Genomic DNA, 26,987 nt, shown 5'->3' with positions numbered 1-26,987 from the left:
TTGTAAATTAGCCCCGACCAATCGCAGTCGGGAATGGAGAAAACGATGAGCCTTGGACTCGTAGGTCGCAAGGTTGGCATGACCCGTATCTTCACGGCTGAAGGGGATTCGATTCCCGTCACCGTGCTGGACGTGTCCGACAACCGCGTGACGCAGATCAAGACTGTTGAAACCGACGGCTACACGGCCGTTCAGGTTGCCTTCGGTACGCGCCGTGCATCGCGCGTGACGAAGCCGTTGGCAGGTCATCTCGCCAAAGCCGGTGTTCAAGCCGGTGAAATCCTCAAGGAATTCCAGATCGACGCCGTCAAGGCTGCCGAGCTGTCGAATGGCGCAGTGATCGGTGTGGATCTCTTCGAAGTGGGCCAGAAGGTCGATGTGCAAGGCACCTCGATCGGTAAGGGCTACGCCGGTACCATCAAGCGCTACAACTTCGCTTCGGGCCGTGCATCGCACGGTAACTCGCGTTCGCACAACGTGCCGGGTTCGATCGGTATGGCGCAGGATCCGGGTCGTGTTTTCCCGGGTAAGCGCATGACGGGTCATATGGGTGACGAGACGGTCACCGTGCAGAACCTCGAAATCGCACGTATCGACGCAGATCGCAAGCTGCTGCTGGTCAAGGGTGCTGTTCCGGGTGCGAAGGGCGGCAAGGTTTTCGTGACGCCGGCTGTGAAGGCGCGTGCCGTGAAAGGAGCGAAATAATGGAACTTAAGCTCCTGAATGCCAACGGTCAGGAAGGCGCAGCAGTCAACGCGTCGGACGTCGTGTTCGGCCGTGACTACAACGAAGCCCTGATCCACCAGATCGTCGTCGCTTATCAGGCGAACGCACGTAGCGGCAACCGCGCTCAGAAGGACCGTGAGCAGGTCAAGCACACCACGAAGAAGCCGTGGCGACAGAAGGGTACGGGCCGTGCTCGTGCCGGTATGTCGTCGAGCCCGTTGTGGCGTGGCGGCGGTCGCATCTTCCCGAATTCGCCGGAAGAAAATTTCTCGCACAAGGTCAACAAGAAGATGCATCGCGCAGGTCTCTGCTCGATCTTCTCGCAGCTGGCCCGCGAAGGCCGCATCGCGGTTGTCGACGAGCTGACGCTCGAAGCGCCGAAGACGAAGCTGCTGGCCGAAAAGTTCAAGGCGATGGGTCTCGACTCCGTGCTGGTCATCACCGACACGGTTGACGAAAACCTGTACCTCGCGTCGCGCAATCTGGCCCACGTGGCCGTTGTCGAGCCGCGTTACGCCGACCCCCTGTCGCTGATCTACTTCAAGAAAGTGCTGATCACGAAGGCTGCGGTCGCCCAGATCGAGGAGTTGCTGTCATGAGCGAAGTTCGCAAAAACGATCATCGTTTGATGCAAGTTCTGCTCGCGCCGGTGATCTCCGAAAAGGCGACGCTGGTGGCTGACAAGAACGAGCAAGTCGTGTTCGAAGTTGCGCCGGACGCTACGAAGCAGGAAGTGAAGGCTGCTGTCGAGCTGCTGTTCAAGGTGGAAGTCAATTCCGTCAACGTGCTGGTCCAGAAGGGCAAAGCAAAGCGCTTTGGCCGTTTCATGGGTAAGCGCAAGGACGTGAAGAAGGCGTACGTCTGCCTGAAGCCCGGCCAGGAAATCAACTTTGAAGCGGAGGCCAAGTAATCATGGCAATCGTGAAAGTTAAGCCGACTTCGCCGGGCCGCCGCGCGATGGTCAAGGTGGTCAACAAGGATCTGCATAAGGGCAAGCCGTACGCACCGCTGCTCGACACGCAGAGCAAGACCGCCGGCCGTAACAACAACGGTCGTATCACCACGCGTCATAAGGGTGGTGGTCACAAGCAGCACTATCGTATCGTCGACTTCCGTCGCACGAAGGATGGCATTCCCGCGAAGGTCGAACGCCTCGAGTACGATCCGAACCGTAGCGCGAACATCGCGCTGGTCGTGTACGCAGATGGCGAACGTAGCTACATCATCGCTCCGAAGGGCGTGACGGTTGGCCAGCAACTGATGTCGGGTTCGGAAGCTCCGATCCGCGCAGGCAACACGCTGCCGATCCGCAACATTCCGGTTGGTACGACGATTCACTGCATCGAAATGCTGCCGGGCAAGGGCGCGCAAATGGCGCGTTCGGCTGGTACGTCGGCGATGCTGTTGGCTCGTGAAGGCACCTACGCGCAGGTTCGTCTGCGCTCGGGCGAAATCCGCCGCGTTCACATCGAGTGCCGCGCGACGATCGGTGAAGTAGGCAACGAAGAGCACAGCCTCCGTCAAATCGGTAAGGCTGGCGCGAACCGCTGGCGCGGTATCCGCCCGACGGTGCGTGGCGTTGCAATGAACCCGGTCGATCACCCGCACGGTGGTGGTGAAGGCAAGACGGCTGCAGGTCGCGATCCGGTGAGCCCGTGGGGCACGCCGACGAAGGGTTATCGCACCCGTAGCAACAAGCGCACGACGAGCATGATCGTCCAGCGCCGTCACAAGCGTTAAGGAGTAGGCAATGGCACGTTCTATTAAAAAAGGTCCGTTCTGCGACGCCCATTTGCTGAAGAAAGTTGAGGCGGCTGCAGCATCGCGCGACAAGAAGCCAATCAAGACCTGGTCGCGTCGTTCGACGATCCTGCCGGACTTCATCGGTCTGACGATCGCCGTTCATAACGGCCGTCAACACGTTCCGGTGTACGTCACGGAAAACATGGTCGGCCACAAGCTTGGCGAGTTCGCACTGACCCGTACGTTCAAGGGTCACGCGGCCGACAAGAAGGCCAAGAAATAAGGGGCAATCAAGATGGAAGTGAAAGCAATTCATCGCGGTGCCCGCATCTCGGCGCAGAAAACGCGCCTTGTGGCTGACCAGATTCGTGGTTTGCCGGTCGACAAGGCGCTGAACGTTCTGACGTTCTCGCCGAAGAAGGCGGCGGGTATCGTTAAGAAGGTCGTGCTGTCTGCGATCGCGAATGCGGAACACAACGAAGGCGCCGATATCGACGAGCTCAAGATCACGAGCATCTACGTCGACAAGGCTGCTTCGCTGAAGCGTTTCACCGCACGCGCAAAGGGTCGCGGTAACCGCATCGAGAAGCAATCCTGTCACATCACTGTGACGGTCGGGAATTAAGGAGCCATACGATGGGACAGAAAATTCATCCGACTGGCTTCCGTTTGGCCGTCAGCCGCAATTGGGCTTCGCGTTGGTACGCGAACAACAACAATTTCGCGGCGATGTTGCAGGAAGACATCGGTGTTCGTGAATACCTGAAGAAGAAGCTGAAGAACGCGTCCGTCGGCCGCGTTGTGATCGAGCGTCCTGCAAAGAACGCGCGTATCACGATTTTCAGCTCGCGTCCGGGTGTCGTGATCGGCAAGAAGGGTGAAGACATTGAACTGCTGAAGGCCGAGCTGCAAAAGCGCATGGGCGTTCCGGTTCACGTGAACATCGAAGAAATCCGCAAGCCGGAAACGGATGCGCAGCTGATCGCCGATTCGATCACGCAACAGCTCGAACGCCGGATCATGTTCCGCCGTGCGATGAAGCGTGCGATGCAAAACGCGATGCGTCTGGGTGCTCAAGGCATCAAGATCATGAGCGCGGGCCGTCTGAACGGTATCGAAATCGCTCGTACGGAGTGGTATCGCGAAGGTCGCGTGCCCCTGCACACGCTGCGTGCGGACATCGACTACGCAACCTCGGAAGCGAAGACGACGTACGGCATCATCGGCGTGAAGGTATGGGTCTACAAGGGCGACACGCTCGGCCGCAACGACGCTCCGGTGGTTGAAGAAGTCGCCGAAGAAAAGCGTCCGCGCCGCAACGCACGTCCGGGCGATCGACGCCCGCGTCGCGATGGTGAAGGTGCACCGGCAGGTGCTCGCCGTGGTGCTCCGCGCCGAGGCGGTGCTGGCGACGGTAAGACTGGAGAATAACGATGCTGCAACCGAAACGCAGGAAGTATCGCAAAGAGCAGAAGGGTCGTAACACGGGCGTCGCAACGCGTGGTAACGCGGTGTCGTTCGGTGAATACGGTCTGAAGGCTATCGGTCGCGGCCGCCTGACCGCACGTCAGATTGAAGCAGCGCGTCGTGCAATGACGCGTCACATCAAGCGCGGCGGCCGCATCTGGATTCGCATTTTCCCGGACAAGCCGATCTCGCAGAAGCCGGCTGAAGTACGTATGGGTAACGGTAAAGGTAACCCTGAGTACTACGTCGCTGAGATTCAACCGGGCAAGATGCTGTACGAAATGGACGGTGTGACCGAAGAACTGGCACGTGAAGCGTTCCGTCTGGCTGCAGCCAAGCTGCCGCTGAAGACGACGTTCATGGTTCGCCAGCTCGGCGCCTAAGGAGTGAATGATGAAGGCATCCGAACTTCACCAGAAAGATCAGGCCGCGCTCAACAAGGAGCTGTCGGACCTGTTGAAGGCGCAATTCGGCCTGCGCATGCAACTCGCGACCCAGCAGCTCACGAACACGAGCCAGCTGAAGAAGGTTCGTCGCGACATCGCACGTGTGCGGACCGTCCTGACTGAGAAGGCGAACCAGAAATGAACGATAGCGTAAAAACCTCGCTCAAGCGGACGCTGGTCGGCAAGGTCGTCAGCAACAAGATGGACAAGACGGTAACCGTGCTGGTCGAGCACCGCGTGAAGCACCCGATCTACGGCAAGTACGTCGTACGTTCGAAGAAGTACCACGCTCATGATGAAGCGAACACGTACAACGAGGGCGATCTCGTTGAAATCCAGGAAACTCGTCCGGTGTCGAAGACGAAGGCTTGGGCTGTGTCGCGTCTGATTGAAGCTGCTCGAATCATCTAAAGCGGCTGAGCTGTAAGAAGTAGTTGAAATCGCAGTAGATTTCGCTTGCAAGACCGAGATTATTTGTTATAATCTCGGTCTTCCCTCTTTGTGGGAGCCCCATCGCGGGCGAAGTCGTAGGTGGGGGAAGCGATTTGGGCGTCAGTCCACGTCGACAGAATCACCAGATTGCGATGGCGGGTGTCGTTTGCCGTCGCTGCTGTTCATACCCAAGCAGCCGATTGGCTGACGGGACCAAGACTGACCGGGTGCGCCATGGTGGTGTGACCGGATTAAGTTGGGAAAGATAAACCATGATCCAGACCGAAACTCGGCTCGAAGTGGCCGACAACACGGGTGCGCGTGAAGTCATGTGCATCAAGGTGCTCGGCGGCTCGAAGCGTCGTTATGCCAACATTGGCGACATCATCAAGGTGACCGTCAAAGAAGCAACGCCGCGCGGGCGCGTGAAGAAAGGCGAAATCTACAACGCCGTGGTGGTTCGCACCGCCAAGGGCGTGCGTCGTCAAGACGGCTCGCTGATCAAGTTCGACGGCAACGCAGCCGTGCTTTTGAATACCAAGCTCGAGCCTATCGGCACCCGTATCTTTGGGCCGGTTACGCGTGAGCTGCGCAGCGAACGTTTCATGAAGATCGTTTCGCTCGCGCCGGAAGTGCTGTAAGGAGCCGAGATGAACAAGATTCGCAAAGGTGATGAAGTCGTCGTAGTTACCGGTAAAGACAAGGGCAAGCGCGGTGTTGTGCTGGCTGTTGCCGATGACCGTGTGACCGTCGAAGGCCTCAATATCGCCAAGAAGCATGTGAAGCCGAACCCGATGAAGGGTACGACGGGCGGTGTAGAAGCGAAGGCAATGCCGTTGCATATTTCGAACGTCGCGCTGGTCGACGCGAATGGCAAGCCGTCGCGTGTCGGCATCAAGGTCGAGGGAGACAAGAAGGTTCGTTTCCTGAAGTCGACCGGTGCTGTGCTGAGCGCCTGACGCTGCGGAGTAAAAAATGGCACGTTTGCAAGAATTTTATAAAGAGAAGGTTGTTCCCGGCCTGATCGAGAAGTTCGGTTACAAGTCCGTGATGGAAGTGCCGCGCATCACCAAGATCACCCTGAACATGGGTCTTGGCGAAGCCGTCGCTGACAAGAAGATCATCGAGAACGCCGTTGGCGATCTGACGAAGATCGCGGGCCAGAAGCCGGTCATCACGAAGGCACGCAAGGCAATCGCAGGCTTCAAGATCCGTCAGGGTTACCCGATCGGCGCGATGGTCACGCTGCGTGGCCAGGCAATGTACGAATTTCTCGACCGTTTCGTGACGGTTGCGCTCCCGCGGGTGCGTGACTTCCGTGGCGTGTCGGGCCGTGCATTCGACGGTCGTGGCAACTACAACATCGGTGTGAAAGAGCAGATCATTTTCCCCGAAATCGACTACGACAAGATCGACGCGTTGCGTGGGCTGAATATCAGCATCACAACGACTGCGAAGACTGACGATGAAGCAAAGGCACTGCTCGCCAGCTTCAAGTTCCCGTTCAGAAACTGAGGTTACCGTGGCTAAACTGGCACTGATCGAACGTGAAAAGAAGCGTGCGCGCCTGGCTGCCAAGTTCGCACCTAAGCGTGCCGAGCTGAAGGCAATCATCGACGACCAAAGCAAGTCGGAAGAAGAGCGTTATGCGGCTCGTCTCGAGCTGCAACAACTGCCGCGCAATTCGAACCCGACCCGCAAGCGCAATCGTTGCGCAATCACTGGTCGTCCGCGTGGCACGTTCCGTAAATTCGGGCTGGCGCGTAACAAGATTCGTGAAATCGCGTTCCGCGGCGAGATCCCTGGCCTGACCAAGGCGAGCTGGTAATAGGAGAAACGTAAATGAGCATGAGTGATCCTATCGCCGATATGCTGACTCGCATCCGCAACGCGCAGATGGTTGAGAAGGTTTCGGTGACGATGCCCTCGTCGAAAGTCAAGGTTGCGATCGCGCAAGTCCTGAAGGATGAAGGCTATATCGACGATTTCGCAGTTAAGGCTGAAGGTGCGAAGTCGGAATTGAACATCGCGTTGAAGTACTACGCTGGCCGTCCGGTTATTGAGCGCCTCGAACGCGTCTCGAAGCCTGGTCTGCGTGTGTACCGCGGCCGCAACGATATCCCGCAGGTCATGAATGGCCTCGGCGTTGCGATCGTTTCGACGCCGAAGGGTGTGATGACGGACCGCAAGGCGCGCGCTACAGGCGTCGGCGGCGAAGTCATCTGCTACGTCGCTTAAAACCGAAGGGAGAAGAAACATGTCTCGAGTAGGTAAAAGCCCGATCGCGCTGCAAGGCGCCGAAGTGGCCCTGAGCGACGAGCGCATTACCGTCAAGGGCCCGCTAGGTACGATCTCGCAAAACGGGAATCGCCTCGTAAAAGTGGTGAACGACAACGGCACGCTGAAGTTCGAGCCTGTTGACGAAAGCCGCGAAGCAAATGCGATGTCGGGCACGATGCGCGCGCTGGTCGCGAACATGGTGCAAGGCGTGACCAAGGGTTTCGAGCGCAAGCTGACGCTGGTTGGCGTCGGTTATCGTGCGCAAGCGCAAGGCGACAAGCTGAACCTGTCGCTGGGTTTCTCGCACCCGGTGGTGCACCAGATGCCGGAAGGCGTCAAGGCTGAAACCCCGTCGCAAACCGAAATCGTGATCAAGGGGATCAATAAGCAACAAGTTGGCCAGGTCGCTGCAGAAGTGCGCGGCTATCGTCCGCCGGAGCCCTATAAGGGCAAGGGCGTGCGCTATGCCAACGAGGTTGTGATCCTCAAAGAAACGAAGAAGAAGTAAGGGTGCGCAATCATGGATAAGACTCAATCACGCCTGCGCCGCGCTCGTCAGACGCGTGTCAAGATCGCTGAGCTGCAAGTCGCGCGTCTGGCCGTGCATCGCACGAACACGCACATCTATGCGCAAGTGTTCTCGCCGTGCGGCACTAAGGTGCTCGCCAGCGCATCGACGCTCGAAGCCGAAGTGCGTGCGCAACTGGCCGACCAGTCGGGCAAGGGTGGCAACGTTGCTGCTGCGACCCTGATCGGCAAGCGCATTGCAGAAAAGGCTAAGGCTGCCGGCATCGAATCCGTCGCCTTTGACCGCTCGGGTTTCCGCTACCACGGCCGCGTGAAGGCGCTGGCTGATGCTGCGCGTGAAGCCGGGCTCAAGTTCTAAGGAAGGAATTCGTCATGGCAAAGATGCAAGCGAAAGTTCAGGCTGACGAACGCGACGACGGCCTTCGCGAAAAGATGATTTCGGTCAACCGCGTGACCAAGGTCGTGAAGGGTGGCCGTATTCTCGGCTTCGCCGCACTGACCGTGGTTGGCGACGGTGATGGCCGCGTCGGCATGGGCAAGGGCAAGGCCAAGGAAGTTCCGGTCGCTGTTCAAAAGGCAATGGAACAAGCCCGCCGCAACATGTTCAAGGTACCGCTCAAGAACGGTACGCTGCAACACGAAGTGCACGGTAAGCACGGCGCATCGACGGTTCTCCTCGCTCCGGCGAAGGATGGTACCGGCGTTATCGCTGGCGGCCCGATGCGCGCTGTGTTCGACGTGATGGGCGTGCAAAACGTTGTGGCCAAGAGCCACGGTTCGACGAACCCGTACAACCTCGTTCGTGCGACGCTGGATGGTCTGCGCAAGCAGTCGACGCCGGCTGACATCGCGGCGAAGCGTGGTAAGTCCGTCGAAGACATTCTGGGCTAAGGTGGTCACCATGTCTGATAAAACTGTCAAGGTTCAGCTCGTCAAGAGCCTGATTGGGACCCGCGAATCGCACCGCGCCACGGTGCGCGGTCTTGGCCTGCGTCGCCTGAACTCGGTTAGCGAGCTGCAGGACACGCCGGCTGTGCGCGGCATGATCAACAAGGTCTCGTACCTCGTTAAGGTCATCGGCTAAGCGGCCGTTCGGGCACTCAAGGAGTTGATAATGGAATTGAATAACCTGAAGCCGGCTGAAGGCGCGAAGCATGCAAAGCGTCGCGTTGGTCGCGGCATCGGCTCCGGTCTCGGCAAGACCGCTGGCCGTGGTCATAAGGGTCAGAAGTCGCGTTCGGGTGGCTTCCACAAGGTCGGCTTCGAAGGCGGTCAAATGCCGCTGCAACGCCGTCTGCCGAAGCGTGGCTTTACCTCGCTGACGAAGGAATTCGTCGGTGAAGTACGCCTCGGCGATCTGGAAAAGCTGCCGGTCGACGACATCGATTTGCTGGCACTGAAGCAAGCCGGTTTGATCGGCGAGCTGATGACCAGCGCCAAGATCATTGCGACGGGCGAGTTGAAGCGCAAGATCGTTGTGAAGGGTCTGTCTGCGACGAAGGGCGCGCGCGCCGCGATCGAAGCAGCCGGCGGTTCGTTCGCCGAGTAACGTGCAAGTCGATTGCCGTCACTAGCATTTGCATCGGAGAAGGTACTTGGCTAACAGCCCGAGTCTCGCAAAACCCGGTCGGAGCGCGGCGAAGTTCGGCGATCTGCGTCGGCGTGCAGTGTTCCTGCTGCTGGCGCTGGTCGTCTACCGTATTGGCGCGCATATTCCGGTGCCGGGTATCGACCCGGACCAGCTGGCAAAGTTGTTTCAGAGCCAGTCGGGCGGCATCCTTGGCATGTTCAACATGTTCTCGGGTGGCGCACTTTCGCGGTTCACGATTTTCGCGCTTGGGATCATGCCGTATATCTCAGCGTCGATCATCATGCAGTTGCTGGCGATCGTCTCGCCACAGCTCGAAGCGCTGAAGAAGGAAGGACAGGCGGGTCAACGGAAGATTACGCAGTACACGCGTGTCTTCACGGTGCTTCTTGCCACATTCCAGGCTTTCGGTATCGCTGTTGCGCTGGAGAACCAGCCGGCATTGGTGATCGATCCTGGCATGGTCTTCCGGCTGACGACGGTTGTGACGCTCGTGACCGGCACGATGTTCCTGATGTGGCTCGGTGAGCAAATCACGGAACGCGGTCTGGGTAACGGCATTTCGATCATTATTTTCGGCGGTATCGCAGCGGGTTTCCCGAATGCGATCGGTGGGCTATTCGAACTGGTTCGCACCGGGTCGATGAGCATCATCTCGGCGATTATCGTGGTCGCGCTGATTGCTGCAGTGACGTTTCTGGTGGTGTTCATTGAACGCGGCCAGCGCAAGATTCTTGTGAACTACGCGAAGCGGCAAGTCGGCAACAAGATTTATGGCGGACAGTCGTCGCACCTACCGTTGAAGCTGAACATGTCGGGCGTGATTCCGCCGATCTTCGCATCGTCGATCATCCTGTTCCCGGCAACCATCCTGAACTGGTTCAGTTCGGGTTCGCGGACCGGGTGGTTCTCGGACACGCTGCACAACTTGGCCGAGGCGCTCAAGCCCGGTCAGCCGGTGTACGTGTTGCTGTACGCGTTGGCGATCGTGTTCTTCTGCTTCTTCTACACCGCGCTGGTGTTCAACAGCAGAGAGACGGCCGACAACCTGAAGAAGAGTGGTGCATTCGTCCCGGGTATTCGTCCTGGTGATCAGACGGCGCGCTATATCGACCGCATCCTGACGCGTCTGACGCTGGCCGGTGCGATCTACATCGTGTTCGTTTGCTTACTGCCCGAGTTTCTGGTGCTGCGCTGGAATGTGCCGTTTTATTTTGGTGGAACGTCGCTGCTGATCATTGTCGTCGTCACAATGGATTTCATGGCGCAGGTGCAGTCGTACGTTATGTCGCAACAGTATGAGTCGCTGCTGAAGAAGGCTAACTTCAAGGGCGGCGGCGTCCCGATGCGTTGAAAGGACTTATGGCCAAAGACGATGTAATCCAGATGCAGGGCGAGGTTATCGAAAACCTCCCCAACGCTACCTTTCGGGTGAAGCTGGAGAACGGCCATGTCGTATTGGGACACATATCCGGCAAGATGCGGATGCACTACATCCGTATCCTTCCGGGCGACAAGGTGACGGTTGAATTGACGCCTTACGATCTGTCGCGTGCGCGGATCGTGTTCCGGGCGAAGTGATTTGAAAAAAGGGTAATATCATGAAAGTGATGGCATCGGTTAAGCGCATTTGCCGCAATTGCAAGATCATCAAGCGCAAGGGCGTCGTTCGCGTGATTTGCAGCTCTGATCCGCGCCACAAGCAGCGTCAAGGCTGAACGCCGCGCTTTTGTTTGCGCTTTTTGTTTGAGGAAAAACAATGGCTCGTATCGCAGGGGTTAACATCCCGAACCACCAGCATACCGAAATCGGCTTGACGGCAATTTACGGTATCGGCCGCACGCGCTCGCGCGACATTTGCGTCGCAGCTGGTGTGGCATTTTCGAAGAAGGTCAAGGACCTGAACGACGCAGACCTCGAAAAGCTGCGTGAAGAGGTCGGCAAGTTCATCGTTGAAGGCGATCTACGCCGTGAAACGACGATGAACATTAAGCGCCTGATGGATCTCGGCTGCTATCGTGGCGTGCGTCATCGTAAGGGCCTGCCCCTGCGTGGCCAGCGCACGCGTACGAATGCCCGTACGCGCAAGGGTCCGCGTCGTGCAGCGCAATCGCTGAAGAAGTAAGCGGGACTGACAGTTACAGGAAAACGTAATGGCTAAGGCTTCGAACAACTCCGCGGCGCAACGCGTTCGCAAGAAGGTCAAGAAGAACGTCGCCGAGGGCGTGGTTCACGTTCACGCGTCGTTCAACAACACCATCATCACGATCACCGATCGTCAAGGCAATGCATTGGCTTGGGCGACGTCGGGTGGCCAGGGCTTCAAGGGTTCGCGTAAGTCGACCCCGTTTGCAGCTCAGGTCGCAGCTGAATCGGCTGGTCGCGTGGCGATGGAATACGGCGTGAAGAACCTCGAAGTGCGGATCAAGGGCCCTGGCCCTGGCCGTGAATCCGCGGTGCGCGCGCTGCATGGTCTTGGCATCAAGATCACCGCGATCTCCGACGTGACGCCGGTTCCGCACAACGGCTGCCGTCCGCCGAAGCGTCGTCGTATCTAAGACGCTTGCTCCGCTTGCGCCTGTTGCCGCTAACGGCGGTAGCAGGCTGCTTGCGTTATTGAATTGACTAAGCCCACCGTTCGACCCAAAGGGTTCGGACTAGCGTGAATGAGAGTTCACGTGATCAATCATAGAAGGAATGCAAAGTGGCACGCTATATCGGCCCTAAAGCCAAGCTGTCTCGCCGTGAAGGCACCGATCTCTTCCTGAAGAGCGCCCGTCGTTCGCTCGCTGACAAGTGCAAGCTTGACAGCAAGCCTGGTCAACATGGCCGTACCTCGGGCGCACGTACGTCCGACTACGGCACGCAGCTGCGCGAAAAGCAAAAAGTGAAGCGTATCTACGGCGTGCTCGAGCGCCAGTTCCGCCGTTACTTCGCTGAAGCCGACCGTCGGAAGGGCAACACGGGTGAAAACCTGCTGAAGCTGCTCGAGTCGCGTCTGGACAACGTCGTGTATCGCATGGGCTTCGGTTCGACGCGCGCTGAAGCGCGTCAGCTCGTGAGCCACAAGTCGATCACGGTGAACGGCGTCGTCGCGAACATCCCGTCGCTGCAAGTCAAGGCTGGCGACGTGGTTGCCGTGCGCGAACAGTCGAAGAAGCAGGCTCGTATTCTCGAAGCGCTGTCGCTCGCCGAACAGGGCGGTCTGCCGCAGTGGGTTGCTGTCGATTCGAAGAAGTTCGAAGGCACGTTCAAGCAAATGCCGGAACGCAGCGACATCGCTGGCGACATCAACGAAAGCCTGATCGTCGAATTGTATTCGCGCTAATCGGATTGACGGCCGAGGTTCCCCGATTGCGTTAGGCAAGGGGGCACCTCGGCTGTTTATTTTCAGGTTGTTACCGGTCAGCCTTATCGGTGTAACGAGCCGAGGGTATTGAAAAGGAAAACCTATGCAAACCAGTTTGTTGAAGCCCAAGATCATCGCTGTTGAATCGCTTGGCGAAAGCCACGCGAAAGTGGTCATGGAACCGTTTGAACGGGGTTATGGCCACACCTTGGGTAACGCGCTTCGGCGTGTGTTGCTGTCGTCGATGGTGGGCTACGCGCCGACCGAAGTGACGATCGCAGGCGTCGTGCACGAATACTCGACGCTCGATGGTGTGCAGGAGGACGTGGTCAACCTGTTGTTGAACCTGAAGGGCGTGGTGTTCAAGCTGCATAACCGTGACGAAGTGACGGTTACGCTGCGCAAGGAAGGCGAAGGCGTTGTCACGGCTGGCGACATCGAACTCGCACACGACTGCGAAGTGATCAACCCGGATCACGTAATTGCGCATCTGTCGAAGGGCGGTAAACTCGACGTGCAGATCAAGGTCGAAAAGGGCCGTGGCTATGTCCCGGGCAACGTGCGTCGTTACGGCGAAGAATCGGCCAAGATCATCGGCCGTATCGTGCTGGATGCGTCGTTCTCGCCGGTTCGCCGTGTGAGCTACGCCGTGGAAAGCGCGCGTGTCGAACAGCGTACTGACCTCGACAAGCTCGTGATGAACATCGAAACCAACGGCGTGATTTCGCCGGAAGAAGCGATCCGTCAATCGGCGCGTATTCTGGTCGATCAGCTGTCGGTGTTCGCAGCGCTGGAAGGCACGGAAGCAGCGGCAGAAGCACCGTCGCGGGCGCCGCAGATCGATCCGATCCTGCTGCGTCCGGTTGATGATCTCGAACTGACGGTTCGTTCCGCGAACTGCCTGAAGGCCGAGAACATCTATTACATCGGCGATCTGATCCAACGCACGGAAAACGAGCTGCTGAAGACGCCGAACCTGGGTCGCAAGTCGCTGAACGAGATCAAGGAAGTGCTCGCTTCGCGTGGCCTGACGCTCGGCATGAAGCTCGAAAACTGGCCGCCGGCTGGTCTCGACAAATAAGTCAAGCAGTATCGACTGGTAAGGACGCGGATTTTCCTTTAAAATCCGCGTCCTGCCTTTTTCACTACCGGCCCGTGCTTTCCACGCCGTACACAAGGAAAGCGATAGAAGAGCTGGACCAAAACTTTGATTCAAGGAAATTGAAATGCGTCACCGTCATGGTTTGCGGAAACTGAACCGCACGAGCAGCCACCGTCTGGCAATGCTCCGTAACATGTCCAACTCGCTGATCGAGCACGAAGTCATCAAGACGACGCTGCCGAAGGCGAAGGAACTCCGTAAAGTCGTCGAGCCGCTGATCACGCTCGGCAAGAAGCCGTCGCTGGCAAACCGTCGCTTGGCATTTAATCGCCTGCGCGATCGTGACTCGGTCACGAAGCTGTTCGACGTGCTGGGCCCGCGCTTCGCGAACCGTCCGGGTGGCTACCTGCGCATCCTGAAGTTCGGTTTCCGCGTTGGCGACAACGCACCGATGGCGCTGGTCGAATTGCTCGACCGTCCGGAAGTCGAGGAAGTCGAAAACGTTGCAGAAGCTGAATAAGCCTTCTGACAGCGACTAAAAAAGCCAGGCGTGAGCCTGGCTTTTTTGTTTCTAGCGTGCGTTCTGCCTATGCCATTCGAGCGCCAGCGAGCTATCAGGACAAGGTGATACGATAGCGTCACCCTGTTTTGGAAAGCGCTGGAGCGGTCGGTGAACGTGAATGTGAGTTTGGTATTGACGACCGTGCCGGACCTCGCAACGGCGCAAAAATTGGCTCAGGACGCACTTTCAGCACGTCTCGCTGCGTGTGTGTCGCAGCTTGGCAGCGTCCAGTCGAGCTACCACTGGCAGGGCAAGATCGAATCGGCGGAAGAGATCCAGTTGCTGTTCAAGACGAGCGTCGTCCGAACGCTTGAGCTCGAACGGTTCATCCAGGCTCAGCATCCGTACGACACGCCCGAAATCCTTTCCTGGCAAGTCACTGCGTCGGCCGCGTATGGCCAATGGGTGAATGCCGAAACGCAACGCCCAATCCATGTTTAACGGCTTGTCCCGGCGCTGGCGGAATGTCGCGCGCTTTCTCACCTTTGTCGCAGGCGTACTGCTGCTATCGCTGACTACGGCGAGCGTCGTTCGTGCGGCGGACGACTTTCTCGATCCCGCGGTCGCTTTCAGATTCAGCGCATCCGAGCAGCCAGGCGAAGTGCTGGTTCACTACAAGATCGCCGACGGCTACTACATGTACCGGGAGCGATTCGCCTTCGCGACGCGCAACGGTACAGCCACGATCGGTGACGCGCAATTACCCGCGGGGCATGTGAAGTTCGATCAAACCTTCGCGAAAAATGTCGAAACCTATCGCGGAGAATTGACCGTCCGCGTCCCCGTAACGCAGGCGAGCGGTCCCTTCGATCTTGCCGTTACATCGCAAGGCTGCGCCGACGCGGGCATCTGCTATCCGCCAATGGAGCGCGTCTACCACGTGACGGGAGCGGCGTTGCACGCGGCCGTTGCGGGTAATACGAACACGGTGCCGGCTCAGGACACTCAAAGCGGCACCTCGTGGTACGAGCGCGCGACCAGCGCAGACTATGCGCAGTCACTGCTGCAAGGCGGCGGCTTTTTCGCGATCGTCGGTTTGTATTTCGTCGCCGGCATCGTGCTGAGTCTGCTTCCCTGTTCGTATCCGATGATCCCGATTCTGTCGGCAATCATCATCGGCGAGGGGCCTCGGGTCACGCGGTCGCGCGGTTTCGCGCTGTCGCTGGCTTATGTTGTCGGGATGGCGCTCGTGTACACGGTGCTTGGCATCGCGGCCGCGCTCGTTGGGCAAAGCCTTGGCGCCTGGCTGCAGAACCCGTGGGTGCTCGGCGCGTTTGGCGTGTTGCTGTCCCTCTTTGCACTCACGCTCATCGCGGGAGTCGATATCGTGTTGCCCCAGCACTTACAGAATGGGGTTTCACCGGCGTCCGAGAAGCGCTCGGGAGGCAAGTTCGCGGCCGTCGCGGTGATGGGAGCACTTTCTGCTCTGGTAGTCGGTGCGTGCATGACGGCACCGCTGTTCGCGGTATTGGCGTTCATCGCGCACACCGGCAATGCCGTGCTGGGCGGTGCGGCACTGTTTTCGATGGGTATCGGGCTTGGCGTACCGCTGCTCATCATCGGGCTCGGTGCAGGCACGTTGTTGCCGCGCGCGGGTGCCTGGATGGACAGCGTCAAGGTTTTCTTCGGCATCGTGCTGCTCGCGGCTGCGCTCTGGATCGTGTGGCCGGTTTTAGGCCCGATTGCGCAAATGCTATTGGCCGCATTGTGGCTACTGGTCGCTGCTGCCGGCCTGGGGTTATTTTCTCCGCACGCGGGCGCAGGCTCGATCTGGCGCGGTGTTGGACGCGGAATCGGCGCAGCATTGGCGATCTGGGCCGCGGCATTACTGGTTGGGCTGGCAGCAGGATCGACGGACCCGCTGAAGCCGCTCGCCGTGATCGCTGGTCGGACATTGAATGCGCCGTCCGTGCAGGGCCAACAGGCCGATCTGACCTTCGCGCCAGTGCGCTCATCAGGTCAGCTCGACGAAGCCGTCAAAACGGCTGCTCAGCCCGCCATGCTCGATTTTTACGCGGACTGGTGCGTCAGCTGCAAGGAAATGGAGAAGTTCACCTTCAGCGACCCACGCGTCCAGGCGAAGCTCAAGCAAATGAATCTGCTGCGCGCGGATGTGACGGCCAATAATGCAGACGATCAGGTTTTGCTCAAGCGCTTCAACCTGTTCGGGCCGCCGGGAATCATCTTTTTCGACCGCGGCGGGAGAGAAGTGCTGCGCGTCGTCGGATACGAATCGGCGGACAAATTCCTGAGAAGTCTCGACCGGGCGATGACGGCACCTCAGACCTGAGCGTCAAACGTCACGCACGCATAACCAACACCGTCCGCATCAGCTTGAAAATGAAAAAAGCGGAGACCGCCGTAAGGGCAATCTCCGCTTTCAGTCGATACCTACCGCGAAACCGCGACGCGGCAGGCATCGCAACCTTACTTCTGCGCCCGCAGCAAGCGCGCAGCGTCCAGCGCGAAGTAGGTCAGCACGCCATCCGCGCCTGCGCGCTTGAACGCGAGCAGCGATTCCATCACCACCTTGTCGTGATCGAGCCAGCCGTTTTGCGCGGCGGCCTTCAGCATCGCGTATTCGCCGCTCACCTGGTACACATAAGTCGGAAAGCGGAACTCGTCCTTCACGCGACGCAAGATATCCAGATAAGGCATGCCCGGCTTGACCATCACCATGTCCGCGCCTTCTTCGATGTCGGCGCGCACTTCGCGCAGCGCCTCGTCCGAGTTGGCGGGATCGAGCTGATACGTCATCTTGTTGCCCTTGCCGAGATTCGCCGCGGAACCGACGGCATCGCGGAACGGGCCGTAGAACGCCGACGCGAACTTCGCCGAATAAGCCATGATCCGCGTGTGAATGTGGCCCTCACTTTCCAGCATCTCGCGAATCGAACCGATCCGGCCGTCCATCATGTCGGACGGAGCGACGATGTCGACGCCCGCCTGCGCCTGCGTCTGTGCCTGCTCGACGAGAATCTCGACCGTTTCGTCATTGATCACGTAGCCGTTTTCGTCGAGCACGCCGTCCTGGCCGTGGCTCGTGTACGGATCGAGCGCGACGTCCGTCAACACGCCGAGTTCGGGGAAGCGTTTCTTCAACTCGCGCACCGCGCGCGGAATCAGGCCGGCTTCATTGGTTGCCTCGCGGCCGTCGGGCGTCTTCAGCGACGGCTCGATCACCGGGAACAGCGACAGCACGGGCACGCCCAGTTCGAGACACTGCTCGGCGACGCCCATCAGCAGATCGACGGACACACGCTCGACGCCAGGCATCGACGGAACGGCCTGACGGACATTCGTGCCTTCGACTACGAAGACGGGGTAAATCAGATCATTGGTGGTGAGGATGTTCTCGCGCATCAGGCGGCGCGAAAAGTCGTCCCGGCGCATGCGGCGAGGGCGGTGATGCGGATAGAAGCTCATGTGGGGATATCTGCAAAAGTCAAAAATGCTGGCGGCACCGTGCCAGAAACTTTTCGAGACAATGGTATATCATACCGATCGAGCAAGGCGCCTAGCGCTGACCTCCCCGCTTCTCCTCCCTGAGCGGGTGCCTGTCGTTTTTCGATTAGGCTGTTTAACCCGCCGTTTTCTAGCGGCGGGTTTTTTTCTGGGCGAACGAAAACCGCCGCCCACGTGTCGCGGCGGCCCTTCTGGCCTTATTCAGCCGAAGCCGGTTCGTCGGAATCGCCCGCCATGCCGGGCGCAATCCAGCCTTCGATCAGTTCGTGCGCTTCGTCGAGGCCGACCCGCTTGAGCGCGGAAAAAAGCTGGGCGGACAGTTCGCCCTGAAAACCCGCCGCGCGATATTCATCCAGCCCTTTCTTCGTCGCCCGCAACGCGTTGATGCTCTCTTGACGAGTCAATTTGTCGCACTTGGTGAGCAATGTATGAATCGGCTTGCCCGTCGGCGCGAACCACTCGATCATCCGGCGGTCCAGTTCCGTGAGCGGCCGGCGCGAATCCATCATCAGGATCATGCCGCGCAGCTGCGACCGCGTTTGCAGATAGCTCGACAGCAACTGCTCCCAATGAGCCTTCGCCGCGCCGGGCACTTCGGCATAGCCATAGCCGGGCAGATCGACGAGATGCGCGACAGGTTCGTCCGCCGGTCCCACCGAAAAGTAGTTGATGTGCTGCGTGCGCCCAGGCGTTTTACTGGCAAACGCGAGCCGCTTCTGGTTGCAGAGGAGGTTGATGGCCGTCGACTTTCCCGCATTCGACCGCCCCGCGAAAGCGACCTCGGGTTGCGGCGTAGGCGGCAGATCGCGCAAGTGATTGACGGTCGTAAAAAAGCGCGCTTGGTGGAGCAGAAAAGACATGGAGGAGACCAGATGGAGGGGTGAATGGACGTCGAGCGGACGTCCTGCGCACATCGGCGGACGTGATGAATTGCCCTGCAGGGCGATGCAGCCCCGCCGTAAAGGCCGGAGAGGCCCGACTGGCGCCAGATCGATTAGCGAGTTATTGTACAATACGATGGTTTACTGAAAACCTGAGAGGCCGCCGCGCGGGCCTCGGCGGCTGATCGGTCGCTGTCGTATTTTGCAGAACCTCTAATTCCCACAAGACGAAACAGGGTGTGCGAATGAATCGACTGGGCAAGTTTCTGGTGGTACTTCACACAGCAGCAGGTCTTTCAGGTTTGGCGGTACAGGCAAGAGCAGCAGATCAGGCAAAGCCGGATTTGAATCGGGGGCAGGCAATCGCAGCGCAGGTGTGCGCCTCATGTCACGGCGCGGATGGCAACAGTGCGGGCGGCGCGTATCCGAAGCTCGCCGGCCAACACCCCGAGTATCTCGTCAAGCAGCTCAAAGATTTCAAAACCCAGCCAGGTGCGAAGCAGCCCGCGCGCAACAATGCGATCATGGCGGGTATGGCGGCGGCGCTGACCGATCAGGACATGGTCAACGTGTCGGCGTACTTCGCGTCGCAGGCTCCGAAGCCGGGTTACGCGCACAACAAGGACACCGTGCCCCTCGGGCAGAAGATTTATCGCGCTGGTATCGCCGACAAGGGCGTTCCCGCGTGCGCCAGCTGTCACGGGCCGACGGGGCAGGGAATTCCGTCACAGTATCCGCGCCTGTCGGGGCAATGGGCGGATTACACCGTGGCACAGTTGGCCGCGTTCACGCAGGGCCCGGGCGCGCGCAACAACAACGAAGCAATGCACGCCGTCGCATCGCGTTTGTCGGATAGCGAGATCAAGGCGGTGGCCGATTACATCGCGGGCTTGCATTAAGAGTCCGTACGAAAGCGAAGCCGGCTGGAACATGGCCGGCAAAAAACAAGAAAAGGGTGAGGGAATCGCAAGCAGCGATGTCCCTTCACCCTTTTTTGCTGTTCAGTCGGAGTTTGAATGAGCGTCACCACGTCGGGTTTGGAGTTGAAGTCGCGGCAGCGCTTCCTGCGCACGTCCGTCGAATTGCTGAGTTCTATGCGCTTTGCGATCGCATTGCTCGTGATCCTGTCGATTGCGAGCATCATCGGCACCGTGCTCACGCAGGACGATCCGTATCCGAACTACGTCAACCAGTTCGGGCCGTTCTGGGCCGACATCTTCCGCTCGCTGAGCCTGTACAACGTGTACAGCGCGTGGTGGTTCATGCTGATCCTCGGCTTTCTGCTCGTGTCGGTCTCGCTGTGCGTGATCCGCAACGCGCCGAAGATGATCGCCGATATGAAAAGCTGGAAGGACAAGGTCCGCGAAGGCAGCCTGCGCGCGTTCCATCACAAGGGCGAGTTCGAGGTGCCGAACGCGACGCGCGCGCAAGCCGCATCCACGCTCGGCAAGCTGTCGGCGAAGCTCGGCTACAAGTACGTGACGCGCGAATCGGAAGGCGCGACGCTGATCGCCGCGAAGCGCGGCGCGCTGACCAAGCTCGGCTACATCTCTGCCCACATTGCGATCGTGATCATCTGCATCGGCGGGCTGCTCGACAGCAATCTGCCCATCAAGCTGCAGATGTGGCTGTTCGACAAGACGCCGATCCGCAGCAACACTGTCATCAACGAGATCCCGCCCGAGCATCGCCTGTCGCAAGGCAACCCGACGTTCCGCGGCTACGCGTGGGTGCCGGAAGGCCAGCATGTATCGACGGCGATCCTGAACCAGCAGGACGGCTCGCTGATCCAGGATCTGCCGTTCTCGATCGAACTGAACAAGTTCATCGTCGATTACTACTCGACGGGCATGCCGAAGCTCTTTGCAAGCGACATCGTCGTGATCGACCACAAGACGGGCGCGCGCGTCCCAGCACGCGTCGAGGTGAACAAGCCGTTCGAATACGACGGCGTGTCGATCTATCAGTCGAGCTTCCAGGACGGCGGCTCGCAGATGCAGACGACGGCCTGGCCGATGACGGGCAGCAACGTCAAGAACGAGCCGTTCAGCGGCGAGATTGGCGGCTCGAAGGTGTTGAGCGCGTCGATGCCCGGCGCGGATGGCCAGACGGTCGAATTTGCCGATTTCCGTGCGATCAACGTCGAGAACATCTCGAACGGCAACGGCCAGAACGATGCACGCGGCGTCGCCGCACATCAGTCGCTAAAGGAAGCCTTCGACGAACGCCTCGGCTCTGGCGCAAAGACGTCGAAACCGGTCGATCTGCATAACGTCGGCCCGTCGGTGCAGTACAAGGTGCGCGATAAAGACGGCCAGGCGCGCGAGTACAACAACTACATGCTGCCCGTCGACGTAAGCGGCGAGCGCGTGTTCCTCGCGGGCATGCGCGCGAATCCTGACGATGCATTCCGCTATCTGCGCATTCCCGCCGACGCGGGCGGCACGGTCAACGAATGGATGCGGATGCGCGCGGCGCTCCAGGATCCCGCCATCCGCGCACAGGCGGCGCGCGATTTCGCGCAGCGCTCGGTCCAGTCGAACGCGGAATTGCAGCAGCATCTGGAAGAGAGCGCATCGCGCGTGCTGACGCTGTTCGCGGGCGACGATCCGAGTCTGGGCAAGGCAGTCAATGGTCAGAAGATTGGCGGTTTCCAGGCGGTCGCCGCGTTCATCGATCACTCTGTCCCCAAGGCAGAGCAGGAGAAGGCGGCAGGACTTTTGCTTCGCATGCTCGAAGGTTCGATGTGGGACGTATGGCAACTCGCGCGCAAGCAGGCGGGAGAAGGCCCGGCAACGGCCGATCCGACCACGAGCCGCTTCGTGCAGAGTTCGATCAACGCGATTTCCGACAGCTTTCTGTACGGTTCACCCGTCTATTTGCAGCTTGACTCCTTCAAGCAGGTGCAAGCTTCGGTATTTCAGTTGACGCGCGCGCCGGGCAAAAAAGTCGTGTATCTTGGCAGCCTGCTACTCGTGTTGGGCATCTTTTCGATGTTCTATGTCCGCGAACGGCGGCTGTGGTTCTGGCTCAAGGACGCGGAGCACGGCGGCAATGGCGTGAACGTCGTGATGGCGATGTCGACAGCGCGCAGAACGTTCGATTTCGAGAAGGAATTCGCCCAAACCCGCGATGCCGTCGGCGTCGCGCTGGGCGGCAAGCCTGTCGATGCCGATTCCGCCCACGAGGCGAAGGGCGCCGCCCGTGCAACGAGCGAAGCGTCCGCAGATTCATCCGATTCGACCCGGTAAGATCATGGACCTGACTCAAGTTTCCTCATCCTCGCGCGCCAAGCCGCGTGCCGATACGGCGGCTCACTCGACCCCGCATCTGACTGGCGAGGCGCTGCTGGACGATCGTCCATTCCTGAAGCGCCTCGGCCTGTTCGACTGGCTGTTCGCGCTCGCGATGGTCGCGGGCGCCGGGTTTGCGCTGTCGCGCTACCACGACTACATGAATTACTACGACAAGCTGGTGCTGGTGTGCACGGTGCCTGTTTTCGTCGTGCTCGGCTGGCGCTGGAAACCAGTGCGTCTGCTGATGGCGTGCATCGCCGTGCTGTCGCTGTCGGCTATCCAGATTTACGGCGGCGATCTCGCCCGCGCCGACCACGCGTTCTTCCTCAAGTATTTCCTGTCGAGCCAGTCGGCCATCCTGTGGATGAGCGCGCTGTTCGTGCTGGCCACGCTGTTCTACTGGATCGGCATGCTGTCGCGTTCGCCGACGGGCGCGGCGATCGGCTCGAAGATGACGTGGGTGGCGGTGCTGATGGGCTTCGTCGGCCTGATGGTGCGCTGGTACGAGTCGTATCTGATCGGCTCGGACGTCGGCCATATTCCGATCTCGAACCTCTACGAAGTGTTCGTGCTGTTCAGCCTGATTACGGCGCTGTTCTACCTGTACTACGAGCAGCACTACAACACGCGCTCGCTCGGTGCGTTCGTGCTGCTGGTGATCAGCGCGGCCGTCGGTTTCCTGATGTGGTACTCAATTGCGCGCGACGCGCAGCAGATCCAGCCGCTCGTCCCCGCGCTGCAAAGCTGGTGGATGAAGATTCACGTACCCGCGAACTTCATCGGTTATGGCAGCTTCGCGCTGTCGGCGATGGTTGGTGTCGCGTATCTGATGAAGGAGCACGGCGTGCTGGCCGACCGCCTGCCTACACTCGACGTGCTCGACGACGTCATGTACAAATCGATCGCCGTCGGCTTCGCGTTCTTCACGATCGCGACGATTCTCGGCGCGCTGTGGGCCGCCGAAGCGTGGGGCGGCTACTGGAGCTGGGACCCGAAGGAAACCTGGGCGCTGATCGTCTGGCTGAACTACGCAGCGTGGCTGCACATGCGTCTGATGAAAGGCCTGCGCGGTGCCGTCGCCGCATGGTGGGCGCTGACGGGCCTGCTGGTGACGAGCTTCGCGTTCCTCGGCGTCAATATGTTCCTGTCGGGGCTGCATAGCTACGGCAAGCTGTAAGTTTCAGTTTTGCCGGGTAGGAACGACCAGAAACCGCCGTGTGCGCTGCACCGGCGGTTTTTTTATGCCGGTATGGAAGAATCGCTCGCCGCGTGTGTTAACAGAACGAAGAACCGAGAATGAAGAACGGCGACTCCAACGCGCGAGTCGAATGGATACCGATCGGGCCAACGCGCCCGGCAAGGAGTTTTCAGCATGTGGATCAAGCGAAGCGACCGAGGCCAGCTGTACGGCGACGACATCGCGCGCAGCGAAATCACGCCGCAGCGCGTGTTCGAGAATCGCCGGCGCATCCTGCAGGCGGCGGGCGCGGTGGCGCTCGGCAGCCTGATCGGCGTGCACGGTGAGGCGTACGCGGAATATTCGTCCCCCGATCCGAAGGCGCTGAAGCTCGGCGCGAAGACCAATCCGAAGTTCGTCGTCACCGACAAGGTCACGGCTTACAAAGACATCACCACGTACAACAACTTCTACGAGTTCGGCACCGACAAGAGCGACCCCGCGCATAACGCCGGGACGTTGCGGCCGCGTCCGTGGAAGGTGAGCGTCGAAGGCGAGGTGAAGAACGCGAAGGTCTACGACATAGACGAATTGCTGAAGCTCGCGCCGCTCGAAGAGCGCGTGTACCGGTTGCGTTGCGTCGAAGGCTGGTCGATGGTGATTCCGTGGATCGGCATTCCGCTGTCGGAAGTCATCAAGCGCGCGCAACCGACGGCGAACGCGAAATACGTACAGTTCATCACGCTTGCCGATCCGTCGCAGATGCCTGGATTGTCCGAGCCGATTCTCGAATGGCCCTATTCGGAAGGTCTGCGGATGGACGAAGCGATGAATCCGCTGACGCTGCTGACGATGGGCGTCTACGGCCAGGTGCTGCCGAATCAGAACGGCGCGCCCGTGCGCATCATCGTGCCGTGGAAGTACGGCTTCAAGAGCGCGAAGTCGCTGGTGAAAATCCGCTTCGTCGACAAGCAGCCGCCGACCAGTTGGAACACCTACGCGCCGAGCGAGTACGGTTTCTATTCGAACGTGAATCCGAACGTCGACCATCCGCGCTGGAGCCAGGCGACCGAACGGCGCATCGGTGACGGCATCTTCACGCCCAAGCGGAACACGCTGATGTACAACGGCTACGGCGATCTGGTCGCGTCGATGTATCAGGGCATGGACCTGAAGAAGAACTTTTGATGGCGGCGCGCATGGCAACCGATACGACCCAAACCGCGACCGCCAGCAACGCCACGAACACCGTGCGTTCGACGCGAAAAGCCGTCACGAGCGCAGGCGCCAGCCGCTGGATCGTGCCCGCGAAGATCGCGGTATTCGTCGCGGCGCTGTATCCGCTTGCGCGGCTTGTGCTGCTCGGCTTCACGGGCGGGCTGGGCGCAAACCCCATCGAGTTCATCACGCGCTCGACGGGCTTGTGGACGCTGGTCTTCATCTGCATCACGCTCGCGGTGACGCCGCTGCGCAAGTTGACGGGCTGGAACGCATTGCTGCGCTTTCGCCGGATGCTCGGCCTCTTCGCGTTCTTCTACGCCGCGCTGCATTTCACGACGTACTTCTGGTTCGACAAGTGGTTCGATATCGCCGCGATCGTGAAGGACATCGGCAAGCGGCCGTTCATCACGGTCGGCTTTGCGGCGTTCGTGCTGCTGTTACCGCTTGCCATCACGTCGCCGAAAGCGATGGTGCGCAAACTCGGTCGACGCTGGCAGACCCTGCATCGCGCCATCTACCCGATCGCAGCGCTCGCGATCCTGCATTTCTGGTGGATGAAGGCTGGCAAGCACGATCTGATCTTGCCGAAGATTTACGGCGCGATCGTGATCGCGTTGCTCGGCTGGCGCGTGCTGGTTTGGGCGCGCGACAGGATCAGGCAACGCGCAAAAACCTGACGAGCGCGAATCGACAGGCGACAAAAAAGGCGATGCGTTGTGAGCGCATCGCCTTTTTGCTTTGAGCGTCCGAAACGCGCGGATGTTATTCCGGCAGAACCGTCTCGCCCGCGAACAGGTCTTTCACTTCTTCGCGCTTGCGCACGACATACGCCTTGTCGCCGTCGACCATTACTTCGGCTGCGCGCGCACGCGTGTTGTAGTTCGAGCTCATTGCGAAACCGTAGGCGCCCGCGGAACGGATCGCGAGAAGATCGCCCGGCTCGACGGCGAGCTTGCGTTCGCGTCCGAGCCAATCGCCGCTTTCACACACGGGACCGACGACGTCATAAACATGCTTGTCGCCGGCGCGCTGCACGACGGGTTCGATTGCGTGATAAGCCTCGTACATCGCGGGGCGCGCGAGGTCGTTCATTGCCGCGTCGACGATCGCAAAGTTCTTCTCGACACCCGGCTTCAGAAACTCGACGCGCGTGAGCAGCATGCCCGCATTGCCGACGAGCGAGCGGCCCGGCTCGAAATACACCTCGCGATGGCCATGCCCGCGCGCTTCGATCCGGTCGAGCAACGTGCGCACGAAATCGCCGATATCCGGCGGCGTTTCGTCGTCGTAGGTGATACCGAGTCCGCCGCCCACATCGATATGCTTGATCTTCACACCGTCCGCTTCGATCTGCTCGACGAGTTCGAGCAGTTTGTCGACGGCGTCGAGATAGGGCGCGACTTCCGTGATCTGCGAACCGATATGGCAGTCGATGCCGACCACGTCGAGGTGCTTCATCGCAGCGGCGGCGCGATACGTGGCACGCGCTTCGTCGAATGCAACGCCAAACTTGTTCGACTTGAGGCCCGTCGAAATATACGGATGCGTCTTTGCATCGACGTCAGGATTCACGCGCAGCGACACGGGCGCCTTCTTGCCCATTTCGCCCGCAACCGCGTTGAGGCGGTCGAGTTCGGGAATCGATTCGACGTTGAAGCACTTCACGCCCGCCGCGAGCCCTTCGCGCATTTCCGCGACGCTCTTACCGACGCCCGAGAACACGGTGTTTTCCGCTTTGCCGCCTGCCGCGAGCACGCGCGCCAGCTCGCCGCTCGACACGATGTCGAAGCCCGCACCCATGCGCGCGAACAGGTTGAGCACGCCGAGGTTGCTATTCGCCTTGACAGCGACGTGCACGGTTGCGTGCCGGCCGGCGCATGCGTCGGCGTAGGCATGCCACGCCTCGGTTAGCGCAGCGCGCGAGTAGACATAGAGCGGCGTGCCGAACTGCTCGGCAAGCGACACGGCGGACACGCCTTCAGCGTGCAGCACGCCGTCGACGTAGGCAAAAGCGGATTGAGTCATACGGCAGTCTTATTGAGCTTCGGACGCGCCGGACGCCGGTTGGGCGGGCGCGTTCGACGTCGGCGCAGTGCGCAGTTCGGAATCGGGCGACAGGGACAACGGCGTGCCCGACGTATCCGGAACGGAACCTTGAGCGGATTCGGCGCCGGGTTTCACTTCGTCGGACGAGGGCGGCTGGGTCTGTTCGGTCGGCTTGGCCGGAAGCGGCGGAACGGTAGGCAGATACAGCGAACCGCGTTGTCCGCAACCGCTGAGCGCGACACCTGCGACAATAGCCAGAGTCGCTAGAATCGTGGCCGTGGCGCTCGTCCGGAAAACGACTCGCATGACTGTCCCTGAATAATTAATCGCTGGAGTTTAGCATGTCCGACAGTGAATACCTGACCCGCGCCGAGGCTGTGCTGGCAGCCATCGAACGCTCGCTCGACGATACGGACGCCGACGTCGAATTCGAGCGCAGCGGCAACGTGCTGACGCTCGAATTCGAGAACGGCACGAAGATCATCGTGAATCTTCAGCCGCCGATGCAGGAGATCTGGATCGCCGCAAAGTCGGGCGGATATCACTTCCGTTTTGTCGACGGCGCGTGGCGCGATACGCGCAACGGCACCGAGTTTTACGCGGCGCTTTCCGAATACGCGACGCAGCAGGCAGGCGAAGACGTCCAGATCGCGCCCTGAGCGTTTCGTGTCGGCGCGT

The 26,987-nt window shown here is 59.8% G+C and carries 40 protein-coding genes; 36 read left to right on the top strand and 4 right to left on the bottom strand.

The window, feature by feature from the left end; translation table 11 throughout:
- Positions 1 to 45 precede the first annotated feature (45 nt).
- The 30 genes from rplC to dsbD all read left to right on the top strand — a co-directional run bounded on the left by rplC (position 46) and on the right by dsbD (position 16,513).
- A complete protein-coding gene (gene rplC, locus C2L64_RS16855; RefSeq protein ID WP_086909321.1) occupies positions 46 to 705 on the top strand; it encodes a 50S ribosomal protein L3 in 660 nt (219 codons plus the stop codon).
- Positions 705 to 1,325 carry a 50S ribosomal protein L4 gene (rplD, locus tag C2L64_RS16850; protein ID WP_007730523.1) on the top strand — a complete coding sequence of 207 codons (621 nt, stop codon included), beginning with the start codon at positions 705 to 707 and terminating at the stop codon, positions 1,323 to 1,325. Before rplC ends, rplD begins: the two co-directional genes overlap by 1 nt.
- Positions 1,322 to 1,636 carry a 50S ribosomal protein L23 gene (rplW, locus tag C2L64_RS16845; protein ID WP_007730525.1) on the top strand — a complete coding sequence of 105 codons (315 nt, stop codon included), beginning with the start codon at positions 1,322 to 1,324 and terminating at the stop codon, positions 1,634 to 1,636. The genes rplD and rplW overlap by 4 nt, the downstream gene beginning before the upstream one ends.
- 2 nt (positions 1,637 to 1,638) lie before the next feature.
- Positions 1,639 to 2,466, top strand: a complete 828-nt coding sequence (rplB, locus tag C2L64_RS16840) for a 50S ribosomal protein L2 (protein WP_007730527.1) — start codon at positions 1,639 to 1,641, stop codon at positions 2,464 to 2,466.
- Positions 2,467 to 2,476: 10 nt separating this feature from the next.
- Positions 2,477 to 2,752, top strand: a complete 276-nt coding sequence (rpsS, locus tag C2L64_RS16835) for a 30S ribosomal protein S19 (RefSeq protein WP_006998484.1) — start codon at positions 2,477 to 2,479, stop codon at positions 2,750 to 2,752.
- Positions 2,753 to 2,764: 12 nt separating this feature from the next.
- Complete coding sequence (gene rplV / locus C2L64_RS16830; RefSeq protein ID WP_007730533.1) at positions 2,765 to 3,094, top strand: 50S ribosomal protein L22; 330 nt, start codon at positions 2,765 to 2,767, stop codon at positions 3,092 to 3,094.
- Between the two features lie 11 nt (positions 3,095 to 3,105).
- Positions 3,106 to 3,900 carry a 30S ribosomal protein S3 gene (rpsC, locus tag C2L64_RS16825; RefSeq protein WP_007730536.1) on the top strand — a complete coding sequence of 265 codons (795 nt, stop codon included), beginning with the start codon at positions 3,106 to 3,108 and terminating at the stop codon, positions 3,898 to 3,900.
- Between the two features lie 2 nt (positions 3,901 to 3,902).
- Positions 3,903 to 4,319, top strand: a complete 417-nt coding sequence (gene rplP / locus C2L64_RS16820; RefSeq protein ID WP_007730545.1) for a 50S ribosomal protein L16 — start codon at positions 3,903 to 3,905, stop codon at positions 4,317 to 4,319.
- Between the two features lie 10 nt (positions 4,320 to 4,329).
- Positions 4,330 to 4,524, top strand: coding sequence for a 50S ribosomal protein L29 (gene rpmC, locus C2L64_RS16815; protein ID WP_007180130.1), 195 nt, complete (start codon positions 4,330 to 4,332; stop codon positions 4,522 to 4,524).
- Positions 4,521 to 4,793 (top strand): 30S ribosomal protein S17, encoded by a 273-nt coding sequence (gene rpsQ, locus C2L64_RS16810; protein ID WP_007730563.1) that lies wholly within the window; start codon positions 4,521 to 4,523, stop codon positions 4,791 to 4,793. Before rpmC ends, rpsQ begins: the two co-directional genes overlap by 4 nt.
- A gap of 293 nt (positions 4,794 to 5,086) precedes the next feature.
- Positions 5,087 to 5,455, top strand: a complete 369-nt coding sequence (rplN, locus tag C2L64_RS16805) for a 50S ribosomal protein L14 (RefSeq protein ID WP_007730565.1) — start codon at positions 5,087 to 5,089, stop codon at positions 5,453 to 5,455.
- A gap of 9 nt (positions 5,456 to 5,464) precedes the next feature.
- Positions 5,465 to 5,773: a 50S ribosomal protein L24 gene (gene rplX / locus C2L64_RS16800; protein ID WP_009770932.1), complete on the top strand. Its 309-nt coding sequence runs from the start codon at positions 5,465 to 5,467 to the stop codon at positions 5,771 to 5,773.
- Between the two features lie 16 nt (positions 5,774 to 5,789).
- Positions 5,790 to 6,329, top strand: coding sequence for a 50S ribosomal protein L5 (rplE, locus tag C2L64_RS16795; RefSeq protein ID WP_006052214.1), 540 nt, complete (start codon positions 5,790 to 5,792; stop codon positions 6,327 to 6,329).
- A 7-nt stretch (positions 6,330 to 6,336) separates the two neighbouring features.
- The gene (gene rpsN / locus C2L64_RS16790) at positions 6,337 to 6,642 is read left to right on the top strand and encodes a 30S ribosomal protein S14 (protein WP_007730586.1); all 306 of its coding nucleotides are present in this window, start codon (positions 6,337 to 6,339) and stop codon (positions 6,640 to 6,642) included.
- 14 nt (positions 6,643 to 6,656) lie between these two features.
- Entirely contained in the window at positions 6,657 to 7,052 is a 396-nt protein-coding gene (gene rpsH, locus C2L64_RS16785) for a 30S ribosomal protein S8 (protein WP_007730595.1), read from the top strand.
- Positions 7,053 to 7,071: 19 nt separating this feature from the next.
- Positions 7,072 to 7,602 (top strand): 50S ribosomal protein L6, encoded by a 531-nt coding sequence (rplF, locus tag C2L64_RS16780; protein WP_007730598.1) that lies wholly within the window; start codon positions 7,072 to 7,074, stop codon positions 7,600 to 7,602.
- Positions 7,603 to 7,614: 12 nt separating this feature from the next.
- Positions 7,615 to 7,980 carry a 50S ribosomal protein L18 gene (gene rplR, locus C2L64_RS16775; RefSeq protein WP_007730600.1) on the top strand — a complete coding sequence of 122 codons (366 nt, stop codon included), beginning with the start codon at positions 7,615 to 7,617 and terminating at the stop codon, positions 7,978 to 7,980.
- Positions 7,981 to 7,994: 14 nt separating this feature from the next.
- Complete coding sequence (rpsE, locus tag C2L64_RS16770) at positions 7,995 to 8,513, top strand: 30S ribosomal protein S5 (RefSeq protein ID WP_007730604.1); 519 nt, start codon at positions 7,995 to 7,997, stop codon at positions 8,511 to 8,513.
- Between the two features lie 10 nt (positions 8,514 to 8,523).
- Complete coding sequence (rpmD, locus tag C2L64_RS16765; RefSeq protein WP_007730608.1) at positions 8,524 to 8,706, top strand: 50S ribosomal protein L30; 183 nt, start codon at positions 8,524 to 8,526, stop codon at positions 8,704 to 8,706.
- Between the two features lie 30 nt (positions 8,707 to 8,736).
- Positions 8,737 to 9,171: a 50S ribosomal protein L15 gene (rplO, locus tag C2L64_RS16760; protein ID WP_007730611.1), complete on the top strand. Its 435-nt coding sequence runs from the start codon at positions 8,737 to 8,739 to the stop codon at positions 9,169 to 9,171.
- A 46-nt stretch (positions 9,172 to 9,217) separates the two neighbouring features.
- Complete coding sequence (gene secY, locus C2L64_RS16755; RefSeq protein WP_009770931.1) at positions 9,218 to 10,564, top strand: preprotein translocase subunit SecY; 1,347 nt, start codon at positions 9,218 to 9,220, stop codon at positions 10,562 to 10,564.
- 8 nt (positions 10,565 to 10,572) lie between these two features.
- Positions 10,573 to 10,791, top strand: coding sequence for a translation initiation factor IF-1 (gene infA / locus C2L64_RS16750; protein ID WP_004521905.1), 219 nt, complete (start codon positions 10,573 to 10,575; stop codon positions 10,789 to 10,791).
- Between the two features lie 20 nt (positions 10,792 to 10,811).
- Positions 10,812 to 10,928: a 50S ribosomal protein L36 gene (gene rpmJ, locus C2L64_RS16745; protein ID WP_004199844.1), complete on the top strand. Its 117-nt coding sequence runs from the start codon at positions 10,812 to 10,814 to the stop codon at positions 10,926 to 10,928.
- Between the two features lie 41 nt (positions 10,929 to 10,969).
- Positions 10,970 to 11,335 carry a 30S ribosomal protein S13 gene (gene rpsM, locus C2L64_RS16740; RefSeq protein ID WP_006052223.1) on the top strand — a complete coding sequence of 122 codons (366 nt, stop codon included), beginning with the start codon at positions 10,970 to 10,972 and terminating at the stop codon, positions 11,333 to 11,335.
- Between the two features lie 28 nt (positions 11,336 to 11,363).
- On the top strand, positions 11,364 to 11,768 hold the full coding sequence (gene rpsK / locus C2L64_RS16735) for a 30S ribosomal protein S11 (protein ID WP_006052224.1): 405 nt from the start codon (positions 11,364 to 11,366) through the stop codon (positions 11,766 to 11,768).
- A gap of 146 nt (positions 11,769 to 11,914) precedes the next feature.
- A complete protein-coding gene (gene rpsD, locus C2L64_RS16730) occupies positions 11,915 to 12,538 on the top strand; it encodes a 30S ribosomal protein S4 (protein WP_007730694.1) in 624 nt (207 codons plus the stop codon).
- Between the two features lie 124 nt (positions 12,539 to 12,662).
- Complete coding sequence (locus C2L64_RS16725; protein WP_007730697.1) at positions 12,663 to 13,640, top strand: DNA-directed RNA polymerase subunit alpha; 978 nt, start codon at positions 12,663 to 12,665, stop codon at positions 13,638 to 13,640.
- Between the two features lie 145 nt (positions 13,641 to 13,785).
- Positions 13,786 to 14,181 carry a 50S ribosomal protein L17 gene (gene rplQ, locus C2L64_RS16720; protein ID WP_007730705.1) on the top strand — a complete coding sequence of 132 codons (396 nt, stop codon included), beginning with the start codon at positions 13,786 to 13,788 and terminating at the stop codon, positions 14,179 to 14,181.
- A 150-nt stretch (positions 14,182 to 14,331) separates the two neighbouring features.
- On the top strand, positions 14,332 to 14,664 hold the full coding sequence (gene cutA / locus C2L64_RS16715) for a divalent-cation tolerance protein CutA (protein WP_079483660.1): 333 nt from the start codon (positions 14,332 to 14,334) through the stop codon (positions 14,662 to 14,664).
- Entirely contained in the window at positions 14,657 to 16,513 is a 1,857-nt protein-coding gene (gene dsbD / locus C2L64_RS16710) for a protein-disulfide reductase DsbD (protein ID WP_086909319.1), read from the top strand. The genes cutA and dsbD overlap by 8 nt, the downstream gene beginning before the upstream one ends.
- A 137-nt stretch (positions 16,514 to 16,650) precedes the next feature.
- On the opposite strand, the gene hemB is transcribed toward dsbD, so the two are convergent.
- Positions 16,651 to 17,649, bottom strand: a complete 999-nt coding sequence (gene hemB, locus C2L64_RS16705) for a porphobilinogen synthase (RefSeq protein ID WP_090836679.1) — start codon at positions 17,647 to 17,649, stop codon at positions 16,651 to 16,653.
- Positions 17,650 to 17,885: 236 nt separating this feature from the next.
- On the bottom strand, positions 17,886 to 18,548 hold the full coding sequence (yihA, locus tag C2L64_RS16700; RefSeq protein ID WP_090836682.1) for a ribosome biogenesis GTP-binding protein YihA/YsxC: 663 nt from the start codon (positions 18,546 to 18,548) through the stop codon (positions 17,886 to 17,888).
- 266 nt (positions 18,549 to 18,814) lie between these two features.
- Between yihA and C2L64_RS16695 the strand changes: the two genes are divergently transcribed.
- The 5 genes from C2L64_RS16695 to msrQ all read left to right on the top strand — a co-directional run bounded on the left by C2L64_RS16695 (position 18,815) and on the right by msrQ (position 24,940).
- Positions 18,815 to 19,468, top strand: coding sequence for a c-type cytochrome (locus C2L64_RS16695; RefSeq protein WP_007730716.1), 654 nt, complete (start codon positions 18,815 to 18,817; stop codon positions 19,466 to 19,468).
- A 117-nt stretch (positions 19,469 to 19,585) separates the two neighbouring features.
- Positions 19,586 to 21,820, top strand: a complete 2,235-nt coding sequence (locus C2L64_RS16690; protein WP_090836685.1) for a cytochrome c biogenesis protein ResB — start codon at positions 19,586 to 19,588, stop codon at positions 21,818 to 21,820.
- A gap of 4 nt (positions 21,821 to 21,824) precedes the next feature.
- Entirely contained in the window at positions 21,825 to 23,042 is a 1,218-nt protein-coding gene (ccsB, locus tag C2L64_RS16685; protein ID WP_086909317.1) for a c-type cytochrome biogenesis protein CcsB, read from the top strand.
- Positions 23,043 to 23,237: 195 nt separating this feature from the next.
- Positions 23,238 to 24,230, top strand: coding sequence for a protein-methionine-sulfoxide reductase catalytic subunit MsrP (gene msrP, locus C2L64_RS16680; protein WP_007585284.1), 993 nt, complete (start codon positions 23,238 to 23,240; stop codon positions 24,228 to 24,230).
- Between the two features lie 11 nt (positions 24,231 to 24,241).
- Positions 24,242 to 24,940 carry a protein-methionine-sulfoxide reductase heme-binding subunit MsrQ gene (gene msrQ / locus C2L64_RS16675; RefSeq protein ID WP_407671736.1) on the top strand — a complete coding sequence of 233 codons (699 nt, stop codon included), beginning with the start codon at positions 24,242 to 24,244 and terminating at the stop codon, positions 24,938 to 24,940.
- 85 nt (positions 24,941 to 25,025) lie between these two features.
- On the opposite strand, the gene lysA is transcribed toward msrQ, so the two are convergent.
- Both lysA and lptM read right to left on the bottom strand, forming a co-directional pair.
- Positions 25,026 to 26,288 carry a diaminopimelate decarboxylase gene (lysA, locus tag C2L64_RS16670; RefSeq protein WP_090836686.1) on the bottom strand — a complete coding sequence of 421 codons (1,263 nt, stop codon included), beginning with the start codon at positions 26,286 to 26,288 and terminating at the stop codon, positions 25,026 to 25,028.
- Between the two features lie 9 nt (positions 26,289 to 26,297).
- Positions 26,298 to 26,615, bottom strand: coding sequence for an LPS translocon maturation chaperone LptM (gene lptM, locus C2L64_RS16665; RefSeq protein WP_007585287.1), 318 nt, complete (start codon positions 26,613 to 26,615; stop codon positions 26,298 to 26,300).
- Positions 26,616 to 26,650: 35 nt separating this feature from the next.
- Between lptM and cyaY the strand changes: the two genes are divergently transcribed.
- Positions 26,651 to 26,968 carry an iron donor protein CyaY gene (cyaY, locus tag C2L64_RS16660; protein WP_007585288.1) on the top strand — a complete coding sequence of 106 codons (318 nt, stop codon included), beginning with the start codon at positions 26,651 to 26,653 and terminating at the stop codon, positions 26,966 to 26,968.
- Positions 26,969 to 26,987: the final 19 nt, after the last annotated feature.

It is taken from the genome of Paraburkholderia hospita (assembly GCF_002902965.1).
In the GTDB taxonomy this organism is placed as follows: Bacteria; Pseudomonadota; Gammaproteobacteria; order Burkholderiales; family Burkholderiaceae; genus Paraburkholderia; species Paraburkholderia hospita.
The sequence above is the reverse complement of the archived record's forward strand: the minus strand, read 5'-3'. Positions and strand labels throughout refer to the sequence as shown.